Source organism: Pseudomonas sp. CP-1 (assembly GCF_021213715.1).
In the GTDB taxonomy this organism is placed as follows: Bacteria; Pseudomonadota; Gammaproteobacteria; order Pseudomonadales; family Pseudomonadaceae; genus Pseudomonas; species Pseudomonas aeruginosa.
Genome location: NZ_JAJQKY010000010.1, coordinates 37,618 through 58,487, shown reverse-complemented (window position 1 = coordinate 58,487; position 20,870 = coordinate 37,618). Strand labels below are relative to the sequence as shown.

General features: G+C 65.8%; 28 protein-coding genes and 1 tRNA gene. 12 read left to right on the top strand and 17 right to left on the bottom strand.

Going from position 1 to position 20,870, the window contains the following annotated elements; translation table 11 throughout:
* Positions 1-13 precede the first annotated feature (13 nt).
* Positions 14-385 (top strand): hypothetical protein, encoded by a 372-nt coding sequence (locus LT948_RS19975; protein ID WP_218035180.1) that lies wholly within the window; start codon positions 14-16, stop codon positions 383-385.
* 42 nt (positions 386-427) lie between these two features.
* On the opposite strand, the gene LT948_RS19970 is transcribed toward LT948_RS19975, so the two are convergent.
* Together LT948_RS19970 and LT948_RS19965 are read right to left on the bottom strand one after the other, a co-directional pair.
* Positions 428-772: a cupin domain-containing protein gene (locus LT948_RS19970; RefSeq protein ID WP_003090818.1), complete on the bottom strand. Its 345-nt coding sequence runs from the start codon at positions 770-772 to the stop codon at positions 428-430.
* Positions 773-883: 111 nt separating this feature from the next.
* Complete coding sequence (locus LT948_RS19965; RefSeq protein ID WP_003090820.1) at positions 884-1,093, bottom strand: hypothetical protein; 210 nt, start codon at positions 1,091-1,093, stop codon at positions 884-886.
* A 270-nt stretch (positions 1,094-1,363) separates the two neighbouring features.
* Here LT948_RS19965 and LT948_RS19960 point away from each other — a divergent pair, with 270 nt between their 5' ends.
* Positions 1,364-1,552: a hypothetical protein gene (locus tag LT948_RS19960; protein ID WP_003090821.1), complete on the top strand. Its 189-nt coding sequence runs from the start codon at positions 1,364-1,366 to the stop codon at positions 1,550-1,552.
* A 14-nt stretch (positions 1,553-1,566) separates the two neighbouring features.
* On the opposite strand, the gene LT948_RS19955 is transcribed toward LT948_RS19960, so the two are convergent.
* Complete coding sequence (locus LT948_RS19955) at positions 1,567-1,758, bottom strand: hypothetical protein (RefSeq protein ID WP_003099127.1); 192 nt, start codon at positions 1,756-1,758, stop codon at positions 1,567-1,569.
* Between the two features lie 348 nt (positions 1,759-2,106).
* Between LT948_RS19955 and LT948_RS19950 the strand changes: the two genes are divergently transcribed.
* Positions 2,107-2,802, top strand: coding sequence for an alpha/beta hydrolase (locus LT948_RS19950; protein WP_003090823.1), 696 nt, complete (start codon positions 2,107-2,109; stop codon positions 2,800-2,802).
* Positions 2,803-2,849: 47 nt separating this feature from the next.
* On the opposite strand, the gene LT948_RS19945 is transcribed toward LT948_RS19950, so the two are convergent.
* Both LT948_RS19945 and LT948_RS19940 read right to left on the bottom strand, forming a co-directional pair.
* Positions 2,850-3,749 (bottom strand): Dyp-type peroxidase, encoded by a 900-nt coding sequence (locus tag LT948_RS19945; RefSeq protein WP_073657096.1) that lies wholly within the window; start codon positions 3,747-3,749, stop codon positions 2,850-2,852.
* Between the two features lie 341 nt (positions 3,750-4,090).
* Positions 4,091-4,672, bottom strand: a complete 582-nt coding sequence (locus LT948_RS19940; protein WP_003090825.1) for a TetR/AcrR family transcriptional regulator — start codon at positions 4,670-4,672, stop codon at positions 4,091-4,093.
* A gap of 87 nt (positions 4,673-4,759) precedes the next feature.
* On the opposite strand from LT948_RS19940, the gene LT948_RS19935 reads away from it, so the two are divergent.
* Positions 4,760-5,728 carry an enoyl-CoA hydratase/isomerase family protein gene (locus tag LT948_RS19935; protein ID WP_033939294.1) on the top strand — a complete coding sequence of 323 codons (969 nt, stop codon included), beginning with the start codon at positions 4,760-4,762 and terminating at the stop codon, positions 5,726-5,728.
* A gap of 5 nt (positions 5,729-5,733) precedes the next feature.
* Positions 5,734-6,216: a DUF6632 domain-containing protein gene (locus LT948_RS19930; protein WP_073657451.1), complete on the top strand. Its 483-nt coding sequence runs from the start codon at positions 5,734-5,736 to the stop codon at positions 6,214-6,216.
* Between the two features lie 149 nt (positions 6,217-6,365).
* Here LT948_RS19930 and LT948_RS19925 read toward each other — a convergent pair whose 3' ends face one another.
* The 3 genes from LT948_RS19925 to LT948_RS19915 all read right to left on the bottom strand — a co-directional run bounded on the left by LT948_RS19925 (position 6,366) and on the right by LT948_RS19915 (position 7,918).
* Positions 6,366-6,776 carry a nucleotide triphosphate diphosphatase NUDT15 gene (locus tag LT948_RS19925; RefSeq protein ID WP_021264938.1) on the bottom strand — a complete coding sequence of 137 codons (411 nt, stop codon included), beginning with the start codon at positions 6,774-6,776 and terminating at the stop codon, positions 6,366-6,368.
* A 21-nt stretch (positions 6,777-6,797) separates the two neighbouring features.
* On the bottom strand, positions 6,798-7,577 hold the full coding sequence (locus tag LT948_RS19920; protein ID WP_003108892.1) for a PhzF family phenazine biosynthesis protein: 780 nt from the start codon (positions 7,575-7,577) through the stop codon (positions 6,798-6,800).
* 101 nt (positions 7,578-7,678) lie between these two features.
* Positions 7,679-7,918 (bottom strand): hypothetical protein, encoded by a 240-nt coding sequence (locus LT948_RS19915; RefSeq protein WP_003099145.1) that lies wholly within the window; start codon positions 7,916-7,918, stop codon positions 7,679-7,681.
* 330 nt (positions 7,919-8,248) lie between these two features.
* Between LT948_RS19915 and LT948_RS19910 the strand changes: the two genes are divergently transcribed.
* Complete coding sequence (locus LT948_RS19910; RefSeq protein ID WP_073657452.1) at positions 8,249-9,274, top strand: diguanylate cyclase; 1,026 nt, start codon at positions 8,249-8,251, stop codon at positions 9,272-9,274.
* Between the two features lie 6 nt (positions 9,275-9,280).
* On the opposite strand, the gene LT948_RS19905 is transcribed toward LT948_RS19910, so the two are convergent.
* The gene (locus LT948_RS19905) at positions 9,281-9,502 is read right to left on the bottom strand and encodes a hypothetical protein (protein ID WP_024946937.1); all 222 of its coding nucleotides are present in this window, start codon (positions 9,500-9,502) and stop codon (positions 9,281-9,283) included.
* A gap of 263 nt (positions 9,503-9,765) precedes the next feature.
* On the opposite strand from LT948_RS19905, the gene LT948_RS19900 reads away from it, so the two are divergent.
* A complete protein-coding gene (locus LT948_RS19900) occupies positions 9,766-9,936 on the top strand; it encodes a hypothetical protein (protein ID WP_003099153.1) in 171 nt (56 codons plus the stop codon).
* A 92-nt stretch (positions 9,937-10,028) separates the two neighbouring features.
* Here LT948_RS19900 and LT948_RS19895 read toward each other — a convergent pair whose 3' ends face one another.
* The 4 genes from LT948_RS19895 to LT948_RS19880 all read right to left on the bottom strand — a co-directional run bounded on the left by LT948_RS19895 (position 10,029) and on the right by LT948_RS19880 (position 12,115).
* Positions 10,029-10,550: a hypothetical protein gene (locus LT948_RS19895; RefSeq protein WP_003119901.1), complete on the bottom strand. Its 522-nt coding sequence runs from the start codon at positions 10,548-10,550 to the stop codon at positions 10,029-10,031.
* A 267-nt stretch (positions 10,551-10,817) separates the two neighbouring features.
* Positions 10,818-11,405: a type IV secretion system toxin Tse4 gene (tse4, locus tag LT948_RS19890; RefSeq protein WP_003138819.1), complete on the bottom strand. Its 588-nt coding sequence runs from the start codon at positions 11,403-11,405 to the stop codon at positions 10,818-10,820.
* Positions 11,406-11,409: 4 nt separating this feature from the next.
* Positions 11,410-11,847, bottom strand: a complete 438-nt coding sequence (gene tsi4 / locus LT948_RS19885) for a type VI secretion system immunity protein Tsi4 (protein WP_003099162.1) — start codon at positions 11,845-11,847, stop codon at positions 11,410-11,412.
* A gap of 191 nt (positions 11,848-12,038) precedes the next feature.
* A tRNA-Val gene (locus LT948_RS19880) sits at positions 12,039-12,115 on the bottom strand.
* A gap of 183 nt (positions 12,116-12,298) precedes the next feature.
* Between LT948_RS19880 and LT948_RS19875 the strand changes: the two genes are divergently transcribed.
* Positions 12,299-13,582, top strand: coding sequence for an NAD(P)/FAD-dependent oxidoreductase (locus LT948_RS19875; protein WP_034035426.1), 1,284 nt, complete (start codon positions 12,299-12,301; stop codon positions 13,580-13,582).
* A 50-nt stretch (positions 13,583-13,632) separates the two neighbouring features.
* On the opposite strand, the gene LT948_RS19870 is transcribed toward LT948_RS19875, so the two are convergent.
* The 3 genes from LT948_RS19870 to LT948_RS19860 form a co-directional block, all read right to left on the bottom strand.
* On the bottom strand, positions 13,633-14,589 hold the full coding sequence (locus LT948_RS19870) for a formate/nitrite transporter family protein (RefSeq protein WP_073657454.1): 957 nt from the start codon (positions 14,587-14,589) through the stop codon (positions 13,633-13,635).
* 81 nt (positions 14,590-14,670) lie between these two features.
* The gene (locus LT948_RS19865; RefSeq protein WP_009313934.1) at positions 14,671-15,648 is read right to left on the bottom strand and encodes a PA2778 family cysteine peptidase; all 978 of its coding nucleotides are present in this window, start codon (positions 15,646-15,648) and stop codon (positions 14,671-14,673) included.
* Positions 15,633-16,028, bottom strand: a complete 396-nt coding sequence (locus LT948_RS19860; RefSeq protein ID WP_023081419.1) for a PA2779 family protein — start codon at positions 16,026-16,028, stop codon at positions 15,633-15,635. The genes LT948_RS19865 and LT948_RS19860 overlap by 16 nt, the downstream gene beginning before the upstream one ends.
* A 405-nt stretch (positions 16,029-16,433) precedes the next feature.
* On the opposite strand from LT948_RS19860, the gene LT948_RS19855 reads away from it, so the two are divergent.
* Entirely contained in the window at positions 16,434-16,778 is a 345-nt protein-coding gene (locus tag LT948_RS19855; protein WP_003115217.1) for a helix-turn-helix domain-containing protein, read from the top strand.
* Positions 16,779-16,792: 14 nt separating this feature from the next.
* Here the strand turns inward: LT948_RS19855 and LT948_RS19850 are convergent, their stop codons facing one another.
* Positions 16,793-17,440: a flavodoxin family protein gene (locus LT948_RS19850; RefSeq protein WP_071534319.1), complete on the bottom strand. Its 648-nt coding sequence runs from the start codon at positions 17,438-17,440 to the stop codon at positions 16,793-16,795.
* 154 nt (positions 17,441-17,594) lie between these two features.
* On the opposite strand from LT948_RS19850, the gene bamI reads away from it, so the two are divergent.
* From bamI to LT948_RS19835, 3 genes are all read left to right on the top strand, one after another.
* Entirely contained in the window at positions 17,595-18,254 is a 660-nt protein-coding gene (gene bamI / locus LT948_RS19845; protein WP_011666614.1) for a biofilm-associated metzincin protease inhibitor BamI, read from the top strand.
* A 77-nt stretch (positions 18,255-18,331) separates the two neighbouring features.
* Positions 18,332-20,140, top strand: a complete 1,809-nt coding sequence (mep72, locus tag LT948_RS19840) for a metalloendopeptidase Mep72 (protein ID WP_073657455.1) — start codon at positions 18,332-18,334, stop codon at positions 20,138-20,140.
* A 171-nt stretch (positions 20,141-20,311) separates the two neighbouring features.
* A complete protein-coding gene (locus tag LT948_RS19835) occupies positions 20,312-20,869 on the top strand; it encodes a DUF2975 domain-containing protein (RefSeq protein WP_073657456.1) in 558 nt (185 codons plus the stop codon).
* The last annotated feature ends 1 nt before the right edge of the window (position 20,870 follow it).

Genomic DNA, 20,870 nt, shown 5'->3' with positions numbered 1-20,870 from the left:
ATCGATATCGACAATGCCGTTCCGGAAACACCTTCTGCTCCCCCTCCTCGGTCTTGCCTTGCTGCTCGGCGGTTGCGGCCCTAGCGTCAGCTACTCCTACATTCCGCCGACCAGCGATGCCGGCCTGCACTGCGTGAGCCAGTGCAATGCCGAGAAGCGCCAGTGCAAGACCCTCGCCAAGCTGCAGCAGCGCCAGGACGAGGCGCTCTACCAGGTGCAGAGCACGGCCTACAACTACTGCATGCAGAACAGCGACAAGAAGAAGCGCAAGTCCTGCCCCTACCCGCAGCGCAACTTCGATTTCGGCGACGACTGCCAGGACGAGTACCGCAGTTGCTACCAGTCCTGCGGCGGCACCATCCGCCGCATCGTCCACCAGGACTGAGGCGCGACGTCCGGCAGGCATCCCGGACGTGCGGCAATACCGTCAGGCGAAGACGAAGTACTTGCGCACCGTCTCCACTACCTCCCAGGTACCACGCAGGCCCGGCTCGATGACGAACACGTCGCCCGCCCTCAGGTGCACCGGTTGCTCGCCTTCCGGGGTGATGATGCAGTAGCCGTCGAGGAAGTGGCAGAACTCCCAGCGTTCGTAGTTCACCTCCCACTTGCCCGGCGTGCAGATCCAGGTGCCCATCAGCTTGCTGCCGTCCGCCGAGGCGTATGCGTTGAGGTTGACGGTATGCGGATCGCCGTCGATCCGCTTCCACTTGGTGGCGTCCAGCACGGGTACGGGACAGGTATCGCGCAGTACGGTGATGAAATCTGACATGGTCGCTCCAGGAAGGCAGTGGATGAATGCCTCACCATAGGGCCACGCGCGGGGCGCCGGTTGTCTGGGTTCGACATCGGCCTAGCTGAAAGCGCTAGGCAGCCCGGGCGCTCAGCGACGCCTGCCATTCAGCGCTGCCAGCAGGTCGCAGACCATGATCAGCAGCAGCATGGGTACGGCGAACGGAAAGAACGCCAGCGCCGCGTATTCGTAGGCCTGGCCCGTCCACCACAGGCAAAGGCTGGCGACCGCCACGAGCAGGAAGCTGGCGGCGACGATGAACTTGCACAAGCGCGAGGCGAACCTGAGCGTATCGTCCACGACGAATCTCCTTCGGCGACTCCCCCGCAGTCTGCCGAAACCGCTCTGTCCCGGCGGTGACGCAAGAATGACGATTCGGACAGAATTGTTACGCCTGCCGCAAAACTTCATTCCACTTTGTTAGCTGGCTAATCAAATTCCCCCTTGATATCGTCTTTTTCGCCAGATCCCCAAGGCCTGGCAAATGTCCCTTGTACAGGCCATTACCAACCCTCCCCCCGCTTGGTAATGGCCTTTTTTTTCCCTTCTGCCGTAGTCCATGGAGATCGCATGCCACGCATTGCCCTGGTCCTGGGTGTGCTGCTGGTCAGCGCCTGCGCACAGCCTGTCACGCCGGACTCGATAGTCGAGGAATCGTTTTCCCGCAGCGCCAGCGAACGCCAGCTGGAAGAGCTGAACCGCCAGGGCCTTCCCTACGAGCAGTACCGGCTGCGCCGCCAGCGCATTCTCGGCCGCTGATCCCGGCGCCGCGCCTAGCGCTTCTTCGGCACCACCGCCCGCACCGCCTCGCAGACGACCAGCCCGACCATCAGCGGGATCAGCAGCGGCAGGATCGACATCGAGAGGTTTTCCGCTCCCGAGCTGAGGAGAAACGGAAACTGGCTGAGGAAGGCGACCATCGCCAGGCTGAGCAGGATCAGCAGGCCGTAGAGGCATGACGCCAATTTCAGAGCTTTTTCCATGACCGGGTAGAAAGTGAAGGATTCGGAAGAAAATCTACCCGCCCCGCTCCCCCGGTATGGCGAGAAGCAAGATTTTTTCAGATTCGGGTGCCCCGAAAAGACGCGAACCCGACCGACCGATCACCCCTCCATGCCCGTCGCGACAACCCGATCGGTCGGGTCCGGACTTGCAACATACCGCCGTGCCGATATCACGTCGCCTACCGGAACAAGGAGTTGTTCTTTTCGACGAACGTCCTCGCCTCCCGCTATCGCCCGCCCATCGCGACCTCGTATGCTCGCCGGGCGATGCCTCATGCCAGCAACCCTCACCCACAAGGGAGCAACACGATGAGCAACCTGCCTGCGATCATCCTGGTCCACGGCTTCTGGGGCGGCGCCGCCCACTGGAGCAAGGTCATTCTCGAACTGAAACGCCTCGGCCACGACAACCTGCATGCCGTCGAACTACCGTTGACCTCGCTGGCGGACGATGCCGAGCGGACGCGCAAGATGATCGCGCAGCAACAGGGGCCGGTCCTGCTGGTCGGACACTCCTATGGCGGCGCGGTGATCACCGAGGCCGGCAACCAGCCGAATGTGGTCGGGCTGGTCTATATCGCCGCCTTCGCCCCCGACAGCGGCGAAAGTCCCGGTGGCATCACCCAGGAGCACTTGCCCCTGGCCGCAGCGAACCTGGCGCCGGACAGCGATGGCTATCTCTGGGTGAAGGCGGACAGGTTCCACGAAAGCTTCTGCCAGGATCTCGCTGCGGACGAAGGGCTGGTCATGGGCATCACCCAGAAGGCTCCGCTGGCCAGCACTTTTGGCGATGCCATCGGCAGCCCGGCCTGGAAGAGCAAGCCCTCCTGGTACCAGATTTCCAGCGCCGATCGCATGATTGCGCCGGAGAACCAGGAGCGGATGGCCGCGCGGATCGCACCGAGGAAGATCGTCACCCTCGATGCCAGCCACGCGTCACTGGCCTCGCGAGCGAAGGAAGTAGCGGCGCTGATCGACGAGGCCGCCGTGGCCACCGCCCACTAGCGCCGCGCAGGACGCGGCAGCAGGCCTGGCCTGCTGCCGCGGCGGGCTCAGAGGCCGAGGACGGACAGGTCGAGGCGGCCGTCGGCCATGGGCGGACACCAGAAGTAGCTGCCGCTGATCGGCCGGGTGAAACGGAACAGGCCATCGAGCACCCCGTCTTCCACGCCGATCATCCGTAGCCACTGGACCTCGAAGGCCTCGAACGAGCGGCCGAAGGCGGCGAACAACAGCCCCGCGCGGTGCTCGTCGGACCAGGGCGCGCCGCGCCGCAGGAGGAACGCGGCGGGCTCGAAGCTTTCCTGCTCGGTGCGCTTGACGTGGGCGTAGGCCGGCGCGTCTTCCAGTTCTTCATCGTCGGACTTGCGGCGGCCGATGATGTTGTCCATCTCCTCGCCGGGGATCGCCTGCATCCGGTCGAAGTCATGCAGCCACTGCTGGACAGCAACGAAACTGCCGCCATCCAGGCCCGCACCGCGCCCGGAGACCAGCGCGGCTTCGAGCGCCGCATCGCCCTTGGGGTTCTCGGTGCCGTCCTTGTAGCCGGACAGGTCGCGGTCCTCGCCGTAGAGGAACGCATCCACCGCGCCGGTCCGCTGGAAGGCCGGCGCCAGCGACCGTTCCAGCGCGTGCGAACGCAGCGTCACCTCGCCGCGATCCTCGCCGCGCAGCCAGCACCACAGCGCGGAGGGCGTGGACGGCAGGTCGATGCCGGGCGCGGCGAGCACCGGATAGTCCTTCATGCCCTCGACGGTCTTGCCGAGGCTGAGCATCAGCGAATGGCCGATACCCACCACCAGCTGGTAACCATCGGTGGCCGCGGCCAGGCTGGCCAAGGTCGCGGCCACCTGCTCGGGTTGGGAAATACTGAAAAACAGGTAGCGACCCACCACCGGAATCGGGGTGAGAATGCCTGGCTGAGCCGCGCTCATGTTGCCTCCATCTATCATCAGGCCGTGCGCCGCTCGTGGCGATGCACCTTCGATCTCGTTCTGGTTCGAGCAATGCTCGGTCTCGGAGCGCAGCGGCGGGCGACGCCAAGCGAAGCGGCTCCGAAATACCCGCGCATCCTAAACCGGTGCAACGCCAGAGACCACTCGAAGACGAGGGAAAAGCGCGAAGCCGGACCTGCGTCGCTCAGAACTCCATCGGCATGAGACCGACCACCAGGCCGGCGACGGCAAGGGCAAACACCAGCAGGGCCTTGGCGAGTTCGAGATGATGGGCGTTCATGGGCTTACCTGTCGGAGGGAAAGCCTGACGCTAGACGCCGAACATTGCAGTTGTGCAATCAGTCCCGGTCCGCTTGCGGCGAAACCGCTCCGCTCGCCGAAAGCAGGCCCAGCGCATGCTCCAGCGCCGCATCCAGGACCTTGTCGCGCGCCACCTCGCTCGCCTGGGCACGCGCGAGAAGCACCGCGCCGACCGACAGGCAGGTGAGCACCCAGGCCCGGTTCTCGTCGCCCATCAGTTCGGCCAGCCGCCGTTGCCGTTGTTCCAGGGCGCGTTCGAAGGTTTCCCGCACCTCGGGCCCTGCCCGGCCCACCTCGGCGGCCAGCGCCGGAATCGGGCAGCCCATGTCGGCATGCTGCGCATGACCGCGACTGAGGTAGAGACGGGTGGCGCCGGCCAGTTGCTCCAGGCTGTCCAGCGGAAAGGCATCGTGCTGGGCGCTCAGCTCGCGCTGCAGGATCGCTTCGAGCAACTCCGCCTTGCTGGAGAACTGCGAGTAGAACGCCCCGGTGGTAAGACCAGCCGCCTTCATCAAGGTGTCCAGGCCGGTGCTGGCGAAGCCCTGGCGCTTCACCAGCGGAGCGGCCTTGCTCAACAGCAGGGCGCGGGTGGCCTGTTTCTGTTCCGGTTTGTAGCGCATGCCGACTATCCGTTGGTTGGGGAGACGATGTCGTCACATTGGATAATGATCGTTATATAACGCTCGTTATCCAATGAGGAAGCCGCAATGACTCTAGCACCGCGACACCTGCGCATAGAACAACGAGGACGCGTCCTGCAAGTCCTGCTCGACAATCCCCCGGCGAACTTCCTCACCACGGCGGTGATGCAGGAACTGGCCGACCTGCTGGACGACCTGGAGCAGCGCCAGGACATCGGAGCCGTCATCCTTTCCGGAGCGGCGGATGGGGTCTTCCTGACCCACTTCGACGTCGACGAGATCGAGCGCGCCGTCGCCCCCATCACCTTCTCCATGCCGGCCTGGCTGACACGCCTGCTGCTGGAAAGCGAAAGCCTCCTGCGCCACCTGCCTGGAGCGAGGAAGCTGCTGCGGCGCACCCTGCTGGCCGGCGTCGCCGACATGAACCTGTTCCATGAGGTCACCGCGCACATGCGCCGCATGGACAAGGTGTTCATCGCCGCGATCAACGGCCTGGCCCTGGGCGGCGGCTGCGAGCTGGCGCTGGCCTGCGACCTGCGCCTGATGGCCGAGGACGACCAGGTGGAACGCTTCCTCGGCCAACCGGAAGTACTCATCGGCCTGATACCGGGAGGCGGCGGCACCCAGATGCTGGCGCGCAGCCTGGGCGTGGCCAAAGCCCTGGAGTTGTGCCTGGAAGGACAACTGCTGGAGCCGCGCCAGGCTCTTGCGCTGGGCCTGGTCAACGGGCTGGCGCCAGCGGAGGAGCTACTGGAGGCCGCCGACGCGCTGGCGCAACGCCTGTCCCGGCGCTCGCCGCAGGCGGTGCATCTGATCAAGCGTTCGATCTACCAGGCGGCTTCACGCGACTGGACGGAGGGTATGGCCAGCGAAAAGGCCGGCTTCCTCTCCGCCGCCTCCCAGGGCAATACCCGCCGCGCCATGCGCGAATACATCGAACGGGTGCGCACCATCACCCGTGAAGAGCGTCCTTTCCGCCGTGCGGATTTCGACGACCTGACCGAAGGCAACGCCATCGACATGGCCTACAGGTGATCTGCATGACTGCCTCCTCTTCCCCGGTTTCCGCCACGCCCTGGCTGACCCTGAGCATTCGCCTGATGGCCGGCGGCTTCCTGCTGTTCTTCGGCCTGGCCCTGGCCACGCTGCTCCTGCGGCTCGACCAGTCGCTGCTCGACTCCGACGCCGGGCGCCTGCTGCTCCGCCTGGTTCGCTGGGGCGACCAGCAAGGCGGCGGACAGCACTATGAGCTGATGATCTCGACGATCTACCTGGTCTGGGGCGCATTCCTCTGGCGCGCCGCCAGCCAGCCCTTCCGCCACCGGCTGTTCATCGACTTCACCGTGGCGGCCGATGCCGCGCACTTCGGCCTGATGCTCCTGCAGGGACTGTTGATGCCCGGCGAACACATCCACCTGGCCGGCGATGTCCTGCTGGGCTGGGCCTCGCTGCTGCCGCTGATGCTGTTCTGGATACCGCAACGCAAGCGGGCAGCCCCTTCGCTCACCGTCGAGCGGAGATGACGACGGTGCAACGGCCTCAAAGGGGCCTAGCAGTTCGAACAGGCTCCTCTTGATGCCGTTGCGGACTGGCCTATGCTCACGGTGTGTGCGAACCCCAAGGGTATTTCCCGACCAGCTCCCCCGCGGTCGGGATTTTTTTTGCCTGTCGCTCAGCGCACCGGATCGAAGGGCGAATAGCCCCGCCGGCGCAGGCTCGCCAGGGGCGCGAACAGCGGCTCCGGCAGATCGGCCCAATCGAACCAGGCCCAGCCGTCGCACTTGCCCGGCTCCATGAGGCGCGCCTCGGCATCCTCCGCGCAACCGGCCAGGATGAACGCGGTGAGGTAGTGGCGCCCCTCGAAGACGTCATTGCTGAACGGGCCGTGGCGCAGTTCGCTCAGCGCCAGGCCGGTCTCTTCCAGGGCTTCGCGCAGGGCGCAGTCCTCCACCGCCTCGCCGAACTCGAGATGGCCGCCGGGCGCCGACCAGCAGCCAGCGCCGTGGCTGCCCTTGCGGCGCCCCAGCAATACCTTGCCGTCCCGCAAGATCAGGACGCCCACGCCTACCTGCGGTACCGGCATCGTCGTACTCCTGCTTCGGGATCAGAGATGGAGCGTACCGCTCATGTACAACGCCGCCTTGCCGGAGATGACCACCCGCTCGCCGCGCACGTCGCATTCCAGGCGCCCCTTGCGCGCCCCGCCCTGCTCGGCGCTCAGCCGGGTCTTGCCCAGGCGCTGCGCCCAGTACGGCGCCAGGGAGGTATGCGCGGAACCGGTCACCGGGTCTTCGTTGACGCCGACGTTGGGCCCGAACCAGCGCGACACGAAATCGAAGCGCTGGCTGCGCGCGGTCACCGCCACCCCGCGACACGGCAGGCCCTTCAGCCGGGCGAAGTCAGGCGCCAGGGCAGCGATCGTCTTTTCGTCGTCGACCACCACGAGGTAATCGTCGGTCTTCAGCACTTCCGCCTCGACAATGCCCAGCGCCTCCAGCAGTCCGTCCGGTGTCGCGCAAGGTTCCGGACGCTTGGCCGGGAAGTCCATCGCCAGCGAGTCGCCCTCGCGCCGTACGCTCAGCTCGCCGCTGCGGGTGGCGAAACGCAGTACCGGGGAAGCGTCGTCGAGCTTGTGGATCAGCACCCAGGCCGTCGCCAGGGTCGCATGGCCGCACAGGTCCACCTCGACCTGCGGCGTGAACCAGCGCAATCGATAGTCGCCGTCGCGGCCGACGACAAAGGCGGTTTCCGAAAGATTGTTCTCTTCCGCGATGGCCTGCAGGCGCTCGTCGTCCAGCCAGGCATCGAGGGGGCAGACCGCCGCCGGATTGCCCTGGAAGGGACTGTCGGCGAATGCGTCGACCTGGAAGATCGTCAGCTCCATGTTCCGGACTCCTGTGTCGATGGGCTGCGCACCTTAGCAGCCGGACCTCGACCAGGACAATGCCGCGCCCCCGCGCGGTTGCGCCAGCGCAGGCGCCTCGCTCAGATCTGCCGGATATCCAGCAGCGCCCAGACCTGGTACCCCTGGCGCTTGGCTTCCTTCTCCGCCTCCAGTTGCGCGGTGACCTTGCTGATGGAGCGCGAGCGATGTTCGAAACGCAGCGGCAATCCCGCCCCGTCCTTGCGCACGCTCAGTTCGACGATGGTGTAGCGGACCGGCTGGCTAGCCTCGGTCCGGGCCTTTTTCGGTCGTGTTTCGGCAAGGCCCAGCGCCTTGCGCATCTGTTCTTCAGAGTAGATTTCCTGCACGCATTCACCCAGATTGAATAAAACCCGCAAATCCTATTGGTTCGCGACCCCACTTGCCAGGATAGTCGGCGAAGCGGGTCACACATCGACGCGAAAATCGCGCCTACCAGATCCGGCAGCTTCATCGAAACCGCCGCCGACATAAGCTGTGGGCGCTGTACATCCCTGGATCCTTTCCCGGCCTGCTCCACGCGGCCGGGATTTTTTTTTGCCCTTCACCCTTGCGCCGACTGCGGACGCCAGGCTGGCCTTCAGCCTGTCCGGCAGCTATACCGAAAGTCTCCACCGTGATCAGGATCCAGTATGCTCGCCTGCCCCCTCCCTCCCGACGAAGCCCTGCGCCAGCAGGCCCTGGACGACATGGCGCTGGTCGACACCCCCGCCGAACACTACCTGGACGCCCTGGTGGAACTGGCGCGGGAAACCTTCGGGGTGAAGACCGTGCTGATCAGTCTGATCGACCACGACCGCCAATGGTTCAAGGCCCGTATCGGCCTGGATGCCGAACAGACGCCGCGCGACCTGTCCTTCTGCGGCCACGCCATCCTGGCCAGCGAACCGCTGATCGTGACGGACGCCTCCAGGGATCCGCGTTTTCACGACAATCCGCTGGTCACCGGGCCGCCCTTCATCCGCTTCTACGCCGGCGAGCCCCTGCACGCCAGCAATGGCCAGGCCATCGGCACGCTCTGCCTGATCGACCCGAGCCCGCGGCTGCTGGATCTCCGGGAAGGACGCCAGCTCAATCGACTGTCGATCCTGGCCGAAGGATATCTCCAGCTACGCAGCCTCACCGAGCACACCCGCTTCCTGCGCCAGGAGATCGACCGGGAGCAGCGCAAGTCACTGCTCGACCCCCTCACCCAATTGTGGAACCGGGCCGGCTTCCACGCGCTGCACCAGCATGAACTGGAGTTGGCGCGGGCCAGCGACCAGCGCATCGGCATCATCTACAGCGATATCGACCATTTCAAACGTATCAACGACACCCTGGGGCACCGGGCCGGCGACAGCGTCCTCCGCGAGGCGGCTTCGCGACTGCGCGCGGCGCTGCGGCCGGAAGATCTCCTGGCGCGTTTCGGCGGCGAGGAGTTCGTGGCGATAGTCCGGGTCCGCGAGACCGCGGAACTGACCATGATCGCCAATCGCATCCGCGAACTGATGGAAGCGACCCCGATCGACTGTGCCGGCACGTCCGTGCCGGTGACCATCAGTGCCGGCTGTACCCTGGCCGGCAGCGGCGAAGAACCGGAACGGGCACTCGCTCGGGCGGATGCCGCGCTGTACGACGCCAAGCGTGCCGGACGCAACCGGGTGGTCAGCGTCTGACCAGGGCTAGTCCTCCAGCCCTGCGCAATCGGCGCAGATAGAGAAACCCTCGCTATCGACTGGCACCTGGACCGCGTCGCAATATTCGCAGGAACGTCGCCTGGCGGTTCCGCAGGCATCGGGCTCGTCGAGCGCGCCGAACGTATCTTCGTCACGCACGTCCTCGAGGTAATCGTTATCCAGCAGGTGATCGTGTTCGGGTTCGTGAATATCGTCTTCGTCGCTCATCTTCGACTGCCTGCCGGCTGCGTGAGGCGGTCTTATAAAGGCAGCGACAGCGCCCGTCAACGGCTCAACCCAGGTACAGACGCAGTTGCGGCCGGATTCGCTCCGGCTCGCCGTCGATCGGCGCAGGGCGACTGTCGAATCGCTGGGCGCCCTGGACCATGTAGAACGCTTAGGCATGCAAATCGGCTCCTCCCCCTGCCTCATTGCACTAGAATCGCCCGGCGCAGCGCCTGCGCCCTCAAGCCTCTTTCGTAGAAAACACCATGAGCAAACTGCAACATATCGGCCTGTTCCTGTTCGTTCTTCTTTCCGCCGGCCTGGCGCTCGGCTACCGAGTCGACTGCCCGGACGGCAGCCATGTCGAGACCTACCTGCTTCGCGGCCTGGGCGCGCGCCTCCTCGGCAACGATCTCTGCGAGCAGGCAGCGCCCTGACGCCGAGCGTTCCCGGATCCGACGGCGCCCGCCTATCGAGCCGGCAAGCCTCCGCCAACACCAAGCCTTGCCGAAGCGATGGGCCACCAGCGCTAACCGGCCAGTTGCAACCAGAGCGAAAACACGCCCAGCGCACACCAGAAGCCGGCGAACAGAAACGGCACGCGTCGCGAGAACAGCAAGGTTTTCTCGAAGCTGCCGCGGTTGACCTCGCGTTCGCTGAACAATGGCGAATCATCGTAGGCCAGGCCGATTTCCGGATCGCTGTGCAGCAGGCAGGACTGCTTGAACTGCCAGTGGCAGATGATCTCCGAGGATGCCTGGATGCCCGGCCAGGCATGCAGGGAATTGACGATCCCGAGCAGTGCCAGGAGCGCCGGCACCACCAGGGTGAACAGCTCGCCCCAGGCCGGGTTCAGGTTGGCCATCGACGAGGCGTAGGCGATGACCAGGAACGACTGTGCCGTCAGGTAGGCGTTGGTCCGACTGGATAGCTGGCCCGTCTCGTAGTGGATTTCCCGCCGGTAGAAGTCCAGCCGCTCCTTGGCTGAACAGAAGATCCGGACATCGGATTCTTGCGACAACGGCCCTCCGGGCATGATCAACCTGGACACAAGCACGACACCTCGAACGAGTGGATGGGCTTGTTTGGAAAGAACCGATCCACGCCGGTTCGGAATCTCCGACGACCGTTCCCCGCGCCGGACGTCCGAGCGCACCGAAGCGAGGAACGCAGCATGCCCGTGATCGGCACACTGACGATCACCACGCCGGTAACGATTTCCGCCACCGCCCCGCTGGCCATGGAACTCAACGAAGCTCTGGCCGCCGCACGCCTGCGCAAAGTAAAAAGGGCGATCCTCCCGGATCGCCCTCCTGCATCAGAACAACGCCCCCAGGTAAGCCGCCGCGCCGCCGCCGAACTGTGCACCGACGTTGACCCCGGCCATCAACAGGGCGCCACGGGACGATTGCAGCAATTGCCGCGACATGCTGGCGCCCAGCGCGGCGGTCAATGGCGAGGCGCTCGCCAGCGCCACCGCCGCCAGCAGCTTGGGATCGAGGCCGAAGAGGATCGCCGTGCCCGAACCGCCGGCGATGACTCCCGCGCCGAGTTCGACATACATGCAGGGCCCGGTGAAGTCGCCGCGGGACAGGTCGCGCCCCACCAGGCCGTCCGCGACCAAGACGGTTCCGGTGCTCGGCAACGCCTCCAGCGCACCGGCCCCGCCAACGCTCTTGCCCTTGACATTGAGGTTGACCTTGCCGAAGCGCGGCAGGCGCATGCCCAGTCCGATCCCGCCGCCCACCCCGCCATAGCGGAAGGACACGTTCTCACCCTCCGGCGAGAGCAACGTGATGGAGCCGCCGCTGCCCGCCAGGAAGGCCACGGTCACACCTCCGCCGCTGGCCGTCACATAGCGCCAGCGACTCTCGTTGAGGGGCAAGGGAATGGGAAGTTGCGACATGACTTCAATGTCCTTTTGAGGTCGGTTGGGAAGAACGCAGGCCCAGCAATCCCCTGAACCCGACAATACCGAAGAGTGCGCCGAAGCCGCAGAGGAAAGCGCTGGTTCCCCAGAGCGCGCCGGCATCGTCGACTATCGCGCTGGCCGCCGGCCGCCCAGCCTCGTAGAGGACGCGAACCGGCTCGCCCACCTGGTAGCCGAAGATGAAGCCGCCCTGGGGATAGGAAATCCGCTCGCCGGAAACGCTGGTGAAATCGATCTGCGGATGCGAACCGCCGGCATTCAAGGCGCTGACCGTCCCCTGGGCTTCCTGCGCAGTACGCAGGAAATGGTACCGCTCGACGGTCTTGAAACCGCCGGCGAGCAGGAGGCCGAGTCCGAGCAGGGAAAAAAGGGAAGCGTGAAGAAGTCCGCCGATACGCGAACCGGAAGAGGTCGTCATGAGCCTTGTCGCCTGAATCATCCGTGAAGGCGCTAGGGTCGGAAAAGACCGCCCCCGCTGTCAATAGCGGCTATGCGATGAAGCGCGAGCCCAGGCGAGCACGGGCCGAGCGGCCTTTTTCGGGGCGCAAACGAAAAAAGGCGACCCTTTCGGATCGCCTTTCTTGTCCCGCCAGCAGTGCGGGATTTGTTTGGTAGGCACGATTGGATTCGAACCAACGACCCCCACCATGTCAAGGTGGTGCTCTAACCAACTGAGCTACGTGCCTGCTGATGGCGCGCATTCTACAGACCCCAAAAACACCGTCAAGCTTTTTTTTCGCTAACTCTCTGAAAAAGTGGAATTTTTATTTTCAGGGGGTCCGTTGAAAATTTTGCACGGAGGCTAGCCGGCCGATTTCGACTCGGGTAGCATCCGGGCATCCGTAAAAAATAAAAAACAGAGGTGCAAGATGCCGCACACCCCCTACCCCTCCTCCTATTACGCCGCGTCGGCCAATCCCGCGCCGCCCCGCCCGGAACTCCAGGGCGAGGTCGAAACCGACGTCTGCGTGATCGGTGCCGGCTATACCGGCCTCTCCACCGCCCTGTTCCTGCTGGAGAATGGTTTCAAGGTCACCGTACTGGAAGCCGCCAAGGTCGGCTTCGGCGCTTCCGGGCGCAACGGCGGCCAGATCGTCAACAGCTACAGCCGCGACATCGACGTGATCGAGCGCACCGTCGGCAAGCGCGAAGCGCAGTTGCTCGGCGAGATGGCCTTCGAAGGCGGGCGCATCATCCGCGAGCGCGTGGCCCGCTACGGTATCCAGTGCGACCTGAAGGACGGCGGGGTGTTCGCCGCCTTCACCGAGAAGCAGATGGATCACCTGCGCGCACAGAAACAGTTGTGGGAACGCTACGGCCACAACCAATTGGAGGTCATGGACGCCAAGCGCATCCGCGAGGTGGTGGCGACCGACAACTATATAGGCGGCATGCTCGACATGAGCGGCGGCCACATCCATCCGCTGAACCTCGCCCTCGGCGAAGCGGCGGCAGTGGAGTCACTCGGCGGCAGAATCTACGAGCAGAGCCCGGCGACCCGCATCGAGCGCGGCGCCAGCCCGGTGGTGCATACCCCGCAAGGCAAGGTGAAGGCGAAGTTCATCGTGGTCGCCGGTAACGCCTACCTCAACGGTCTGGTCCCGGAACTGGCGGCCAAGTCGATGCCCTGCGGCACCCAGGTGATCACCACCGAGCCGCTGAACGAGGAACTGGCCCACAGCCTGCTGCCGCAGGACTACTGCGTGGAAGACTGCAATTACCTGCTCGACTACTATCGCCTCTCCGGCGACAAGCGCCTGATCTACGGTGGCGGCGTGATCTATGGCGCTCGCGATCCGGCGGACATCGAGGCGATCATCCGGCCGAAGATGCTCAAGACCTTCCCGCAACTGAAGGACGTGAAGATCGACTTCGCCTGGACCGGCAACTTCCTGCTGACCCTCTCGCGCCTGCCCCAGGTCGGCCGCATCGGCGACAACATCTACTATTCCCAGGGTTGCAGCGGCCACGGCGTGACCTACACCCACGTCGCCGGCAAGGTCCTGGCCGAAGCCCTGCGCGGCCAGGCCGAGCGCTTCGACGCTTTCGCCGGCCTGCCGCACTACCCCTTCCCCGGCGGCAAGCTGTTCCGCGTACCGTTCACCGCCATCGGCGCCTGGTACTACAGCCTGCGCGACAAGCTCGGGGTCTAGTCCGCGTCGACAGAACGGCACCCCGGGGTGCCGTTTTTTCCATCCGCGCCTCAACCTTCGCTACGGATCTGCGCATGACTGATCAGGGCGAAGATCAGGCTACCGCCGACGATGTTGCCGCCCAGGGTAGGCAGGGCGAACTTCAGCAGGAACTCGGACCAGTCGATTTCCCCGGCGAACGCCAGGTAGCCTACCTCCGCCGAACCCACCACGATGTGGGTGAAGCTGCCCAGCGCCATCAGGTAGGTGACCATCGCGATGATCCAGACCTTCGCGCCCTCCGCCGCCGGGATCAGCCAGACCATGGTGGCGATCATCCAGCCGGAAACGATGCCCTTGGCGAACATCTGCGCCAGGTCGTTGTGCATCACCTCGCGGCCGATCTCGAGGAACGCCGCGTCGGCCGCTTCATTGAAGATCGGCAGATGCAGCACCGCCCAGGCGAACAGCAGCGTACCGACGATATTGCCGAACAGCACCACGCTCCAGAGACGCAACAGTTGCCAGGCCTTTTCCAGGGTCGGCTCGGTCATCACCGGCAACACGGCGGTCAGGGTGTTTTCGGTGAACAGTTGCTGGCGGGCGAGGATCACTGCCAGGAAGCCCATGGGATAGCCGAAGCTGCTGACGATGATCGCCCATTCCTGCTCGGGCAGGGCCGCGCGGAACAGGCCCATGCCCATCAACGAGAGGCCGATGGTCAGTCCCGCCGCCACCGCCGACCACCAGAGTGCCGCCACCGTGCGCTGCAACTCGTGTTCGCCCTGGACGCGAATCACCTCGTGCAGGACAGCGGCGCGCGGTGGCTGCTTGTCGTCGATCTCCCGCCGCTCGTTGGCGGTCAGCGCCGTGGCCGAACGTCCGTCGGCCGGTTTCTCTTTCCGCTCCTCGCCGCGCGCACGCGGCTTGCGCGCGCCCTCCGCTGCACGCCCCTGGCGCTTGCCCGCCGCGCCGCCCTTGGCCGGTTGTCGGGGGCCGGGAGTCGAAGTCTGCTTGTCGTTGGCCATGCTCTGCACCTGAGTGGGGTCCACCCAGGTATAGAGCCGTCTCGCTGGAACGGGGTTCCGACAACCTTCGGCTGGGCCGCCTCAGCGGGGCGGTGCGCCAACGGGACAGGCCGGCAGCTCGGCGCACCGAGCCGCGGGTGCGACGGCCTGCGGCAAGGCCGCAGCGAAGCGGGCTTCCCCAGGCTGCAATGCCCGCGCGCAGGCCTGCGCCTGGCGCGCCGGCGCCGCACAACCGCGTTCCGCCAGCAACTGGGACAGGTTGAACCAACCCGCGGCGAAATCCGCGCGACGCTCGACGCTGGTGAGCATGGCCTGTTCGGCAGCGGCGGAATCGCCTGCGGCGTAGCGACTGTTGCCCAGGGCGAACCAGGCGAAGGCGTCCTCAGGCCAGCGTCGCACGGCTTCTTCGTAGGCGCGCCGGGCAACCTTGGGGTGGCCGGTTTCCTCGCTGTCACTGGCGGCCTTGAGCCACGGGACCGCCGCTGCCGTGGCCGGCAGGCGGTCACCCGGCAGGGTCAGCACCGCCCAGCGTCCCGAACGCTTCCAGGTCGATTCGAAGCTGGTGAAGTCGGTGACCCAGCGCCGGGTGATGCCCGAGCGCAGCACCAGTTCGCGGCGCTCCCGATCGAAGCCGACCACCACCGCGAAGTGCCAGCGCGGCCACCAGGAGAAAGCCTGGTTCTGTAGCACCAGCACCGGGTTGCCCGCCGCGACCTCCTCGAGCACGCTCTCCAGTCCGCCTTGCAGCGGATAGACCAGCATGCCGTGGCGGCGCGCCGCGGCGACCATCTCCAACTGCAAGCTGCCCTCGCGACCGGGAATGAACACCTCGTCCTTCAATTGTCCCGGCGTCAACGCCAGGCCGCGCTGGCCGAGCATCGTGGCCAGCGCGGCGGGACCGCACTGGTAGGCTTCCTGAGGGAAGAACGGCACGTCGCGCAGCTCCACCCGTGCGGGCAGCGCCGCGCTTTCCGGCGGTAGCCTCGGCGGCTGCGCGCAGCCGCCGAGCAATGCGGCGAGCAGCAGCGCCCCTGCCAGCCGCCTCACCGATTGATGCATTTGATGAAGCTGAAGATGTCCGTGGCGCAAAGCATGTCGGTGATGATGAAGATCACCAGGAACAGCACGATGATGCCGATGATGCCGCCCGCCGGTGCCTGGTCCAGTTGCTGGTTGAACTGTGCCAGCTCGGCGTTGGTCAGGCTGTTGATGCGGCTCGCCACCTGGTCGCGGGGCACGCCCATGGCCTCCAGTTTCTTCTGTACACCCTGGTCGTCGAGCATCTTCAGCAGTTGCTGGCGATCGAGGTTGTGCTGCTGTTGCTGCATGACCTCGGCGGTGCCGATCATCGCCGCCTGGGCGAGCGGAACCTCGGCGAAGGTGAGCAGGTGCAGCGCTGCCAGGACGGCAGCGACACGGCGAATGCTTGTTGTTCTCATGGGAATGACCTCTGCGTGAAACCCGACTATCAGCCCTGGGAGGCGAAGCTTGGTTCCGCGTCGCCGACCTCCCCTGAGTATCGTCCCGATCGCCGTTTTCCGCCGCCTCGGCGCCGATGCCCGCCCCAGGCGGCACGACGACCCGCCGCGCCCAGCCGACGAAGCGGCATTCGTCTTTATGCAATTCGCATATACTCCGGCTCGCCGCGAGAAAACCGGAGCATGCGCGATCTCGGCGACATCGACGCATATCCCCGCCGCAGCCTCGTACACGGCGTCGAAACCGCGCGCCGCCCCGGACGACAGAGCCTCCAGCACGGCGAAAACTAAGGATTCCTGAGCTTCCATCTTGTCCAGATTTGCCCAACCTTGAGCGAGCGGGCCAACGGGACGGGAGTTGTATGGATGCTAGGTACCCGGCTAAAAGCCGCAAGAATCAGAGCGGGATACTCGCAGAAGCAGTTGGGCATGTTGGTGGGAATGGACGAGTTTTCCGCCAGCGCACGGATGAACCAATACGAACGCGAACGGCACTCCCCCAACATGCGGACTTCCGAACAGCTGGCCATGGTCCTCCAGGTCCCCATGGCCTACCTCTATTGCCCCGAGGACGAGCTGGCCGAGCTCATCCTCAAGGTGTCCAGCCTGACACCCGAGTTCAAGAAAGAGCTGACGCGTTTCATCGAACAGTTGCTCGCGGCCCAGGGATCCACCAGCCGCCAGCCTGTACGCACAAGGAGTGAACTGTGAACAAAAGCTTGGATTCAGACTCGATAACCACCGCCATAATGGCCCTGCGTCGCCTGCGCGACACGCACCCGGAGCAGTACCGGGAGCTGCTGCCGTTGTGCGCCTCGGGGCTGGTGGAGACCCTGGTCGGACAGAGCGACGGGGACGACCGCAGGAAGGCCGAGACGCAGAGCGAGACCATCGCCCGCTGGACCTGGCTGCAGTTGCTCGGCTGGGCCCAGAACAACAGCCTCAGCCAGCAGCAGATCGAAAGCCTCTACAGCATCGTCGAAGGCATCCGCAGTTGCCGGCCGCTGATGCAGGAGCGCGCCCGTCTCCTGCAACTGGCGCGAGGCTGAGGCCCCAGCGCGGCTAGAGGCCGTACCGGGTTGCCTGGAGATGAGCGAACATGCCAGCGTCGGCCGGGATGTCGACACCCCATAGCCAGCGCGAGGCGTCAGCGAAGCCAGTTGGACGAACCAGGGCTTTGAGGTGGCATCGGCGAACTTCTTGAACTGCCAGGCCGGTCCGCCCATATAGGTGGGGCTGCCGAAGACGATGGCATCGGCTTCGACGAGCCGAGCAACTTCGTCCAGTTCTTCAAGCGCGAGGTCGGCCAGGTGCGCCGAAGCCTTCCGCCGCGAACAGCGTGGCGGCCGAACGCCAGCCTTGCCGCAGCGCACAGAGCGCACGTGACCTGGCGCCCGCAGCGCTCCGGCCTGATTCGCAGTTTCGTCACGCCGGCGCGCGGCCTGGCGCAAATGTGAACGGTTGCCGCCACGCCGGGAGAGGCTTCTTCCTAGACTCCGCGCCACGTTCACTCAGAGGAGAAACAACGTGGCCAAGACATGGATCTACGCAGCCTCGGCCGCCGCCATCGGCGGTGCGCTGATCGGCGGCTGGCTGCTCGACCCGGCTCCGCCCGAGGCACCGCCGCAGGCCCGCCAGTCCCCCGCCGCCCAGGCAGTCGCCGCCCCGGCAGCGGCGCTCGCGGCGCCGACGGCGGACGCTACCCACATGCTCGCCCCGGCCCCCGTCGCAGCGCCCGCGCCACGTGAGCGGGTGACACTCTGGCAAGGCGAACTGCGCAGCCGCGAAGGCGCCCAGGGCATTCCCGAATACCTGGCGCAGGTCGAACCCGCCCTGCTCGACACGCTGGCGCTCGGCCAGGTGCTGGAAATGAGCCTGCCGGGTCGCGAGCGGCCCTTGCAGGCACGCCTCGCCAGCACCCATAACAGCGCCGGCCTGCCGGTCTGGCGCGGCGGCCTGGTGGACGGCGACGAGGCGGAAAGCCTGACCGTGGTGCGCGGCAGCCTGGAAACCCACATCAATGTCGCCACCCTCGACGGCAGCTACTCGATCATCGTCGACAACCGCAGCGGCAAGACCCGCGTGATCGACGAGAACGACATCGCCGCGCGTAGCGACCCGCATGGCGATCATGTCGACGCGCCGCTCGCCGAGCTGCCACCGATGCCGCCACCCGCCCAGGGCTGAGCCCACCTTCCCAGCATGTTTCCCCAGCGGTGCCCTCGGGGCGCCATGGCTTCCTATTGTCCGAACACAGGCAACCCATGAAGAAATCCCTGCTCTGCTCCACCCTAGCCCTGGCGGTAGCCTCTGCCGCCCAGGCCGCCCAGGCCGCACCGAAGACCGTCGACATCATGGTCCTCTACACCCCCGCGGCGACCCAGACCGCAAATGGCCGCGACATCGATGCGCGGATCGCCAGCTACATCGAGTTCGCCAACACCGCCTACGAGAAGAGCGGCGTCAACCTGCGCCTGCGTCTGGTGCACAAGCAGCGCCTGGACTGGGCCGACTACCCGACGGTGACCGGCACCAACCTCGATCGCTTCATGCGCGACCCGCAGGTGCAGCGCCTGCGCGAGCAGTACGGCGCCGACCTGGTCAGCCTGGTCAACCGCTCGCAGAACAGCGGCAACGGCTACATCACCTGCGGCATCGGCTACATGGGCTCGGCCGATAAGAACAGCGGGCGCTTCCACGGCAATGCCAAGGACATTGCCTACAACCTCACCGGGGTCGACTGCGGGCTCAACACCTTCGCCCATGAAGCCGGCCACAACATGGGCCTGCGCCACTCCTACGAGCAGGACCTGGAGTCCAGCTACTACGATCCGCGCTACGCCCACAGCGGCACCTACGAATGGAGCCGCGGCTACGGCGTGCAGGGGCGCTTCGCCACCGTGATGGCCTACCCGCATGCCTTCGGCACCAACAAGCAGGCACCGTTCTTCGCCAACCCGCGCCTGGTCAATGCCGAATGCGCCAACCAGCCCTGCGGCCGCGAAGAACACGCCGACGCCGTACGCGCGCTGAACAGCATGGCCACGCAGATCGCCGACTTTCGCCCGACCAAGGTACCCGGCACGCTCAACCCGGGCTCCGGCGGCGACACGCCGACCCCGCCGGACCTGCCATGGTGCACGAAAGCCAAGCTCGGCGGCCTGCTCGGCGATGGCGAGTTCGCCAGCATGGAAGGCTGGCGCGCATGGTCCGGCAACGCCCAGCTGAGCCTGGTGAACGTCGCCAAGGGCTGCCGCGACAATGCCTTGCTGGTCGACGTGCGTGGCTTCGATCTGCTGGTCCGCCCCATTGCCCCCCTGCGCGCCGGCAGCGGCTACCGGCTGAGCGGCAAGGTCATGCTCAAGGCCGCCAATACCCGTGAAACCGTGCGCATGGCGCTGCTCAGCGAACGCGCCGATGGCGCCCTGGCCTACAACCCGGCGCAGAGCGTCGAACTGTCGGTCAGCGGCAACGAGTTCAGTCGCCTGGAGAAGACCTTCGACTACCGTCCCGCCGCCGACCAGCGCAACCTCTACGTGGCGGTCTGGAGCGACAGCGGCGCCAGCCTGCTGGTCGACGAGATGAACCTGCAGGAAGCCCAGGCCGCGCCGCCGAGCGTACCGCCGGCGCCGAAACGCATCGCCTACGACTTCGAGAGCGGCATCGGCGGCTGGAGCGGCGTGCATGCCAGCGCCCGCGCCACGCGCGTCGCCAGCGCCGGGCGGCTGGCCCTGGAAGCCTACCAGCGGCGCTACGCCGGCACCGGCGCCAGCACCAGCCTGCTGGGCAACCTGGAAGCAGGCCGGACCTACGCGTTCAGCGCGGACGTACGGGTCGGCGACGGTCGCGGCTCGCAGGCCATGACCTATGCCTACCTCTACCTGGAAAGCCAGGGTCGGCCCGGCGAATACCTGCCCCTGGGCTACAAGGTGGTCGAGAATGGCCGCTGGGCCAGCCTGCGCGGCCAGGTGCAATTGCCGAAGGGGCCGATCAAGCGTGCTGAACTGATGATCCTCAGCGGTAACCAGCAGGAGTCGATGTTCATCGACAACGTCCAGTTGCTGCAGAAGTAGGACGCTTCCCCTCCATGCCCCCGGCGGGCACGGAGGGGATTTTGCGGAGCGCTCCAGGCCGGATGCAGCGATCAAGAAATTATCGTTTTACGATAATTTATTATTAAACTATGATCATTCCGGCTTCCCTCGTTTCCGAGGGGCCTGCCCACCTTCCCAGGAGTACCCCCGATGACAAGCGACCGCCTGGCCGGCTACAGCCGCCTGATGGCTACTCTGACCCTGCTGTTGATCGCCGGCATGCTGCTGCTCAACGCCGCGTGCTGGATCTTCCCCGACCTCGCCAGCGAGCACGGCCTCGGCTTCGCTCTCACCGCCACCGGTGTCGCCGGCGACCTCGGCGTTGTGGCGCGGGACATGCCGCTCTGGCAGGCCCTCGGCGGCATCCTCCTGTCGAGCCTGCCGCTACTGGTCCTGGCCAGCGGACTGCAAGCGCTGCGGCGGCTGTTCCAGCACTACGGGCGCGGCGAGTATTTCTGCGAAGAGGCCGCGGCGCTGCTCGGCAAGGTCAGCCTGTGCCTGGCTTGCTGGGTGCTGGCGAACTTCCTGCTGGAGCCGCTGCTGACGGTCTGGGTCACCTTCCTCCAACCCCAGGGGCAACGCATCGTCAGTCTCAGCTTCGGTTCGGCGGAACTGGTCAGCCTGTTCGCCGCCGCCTCGGTGATGGTGATCGCGCGCATCCAGCGCAAGGCCGCCCTGCTCGCCGAGGAAAACCGCCAGTTCGTCTGAG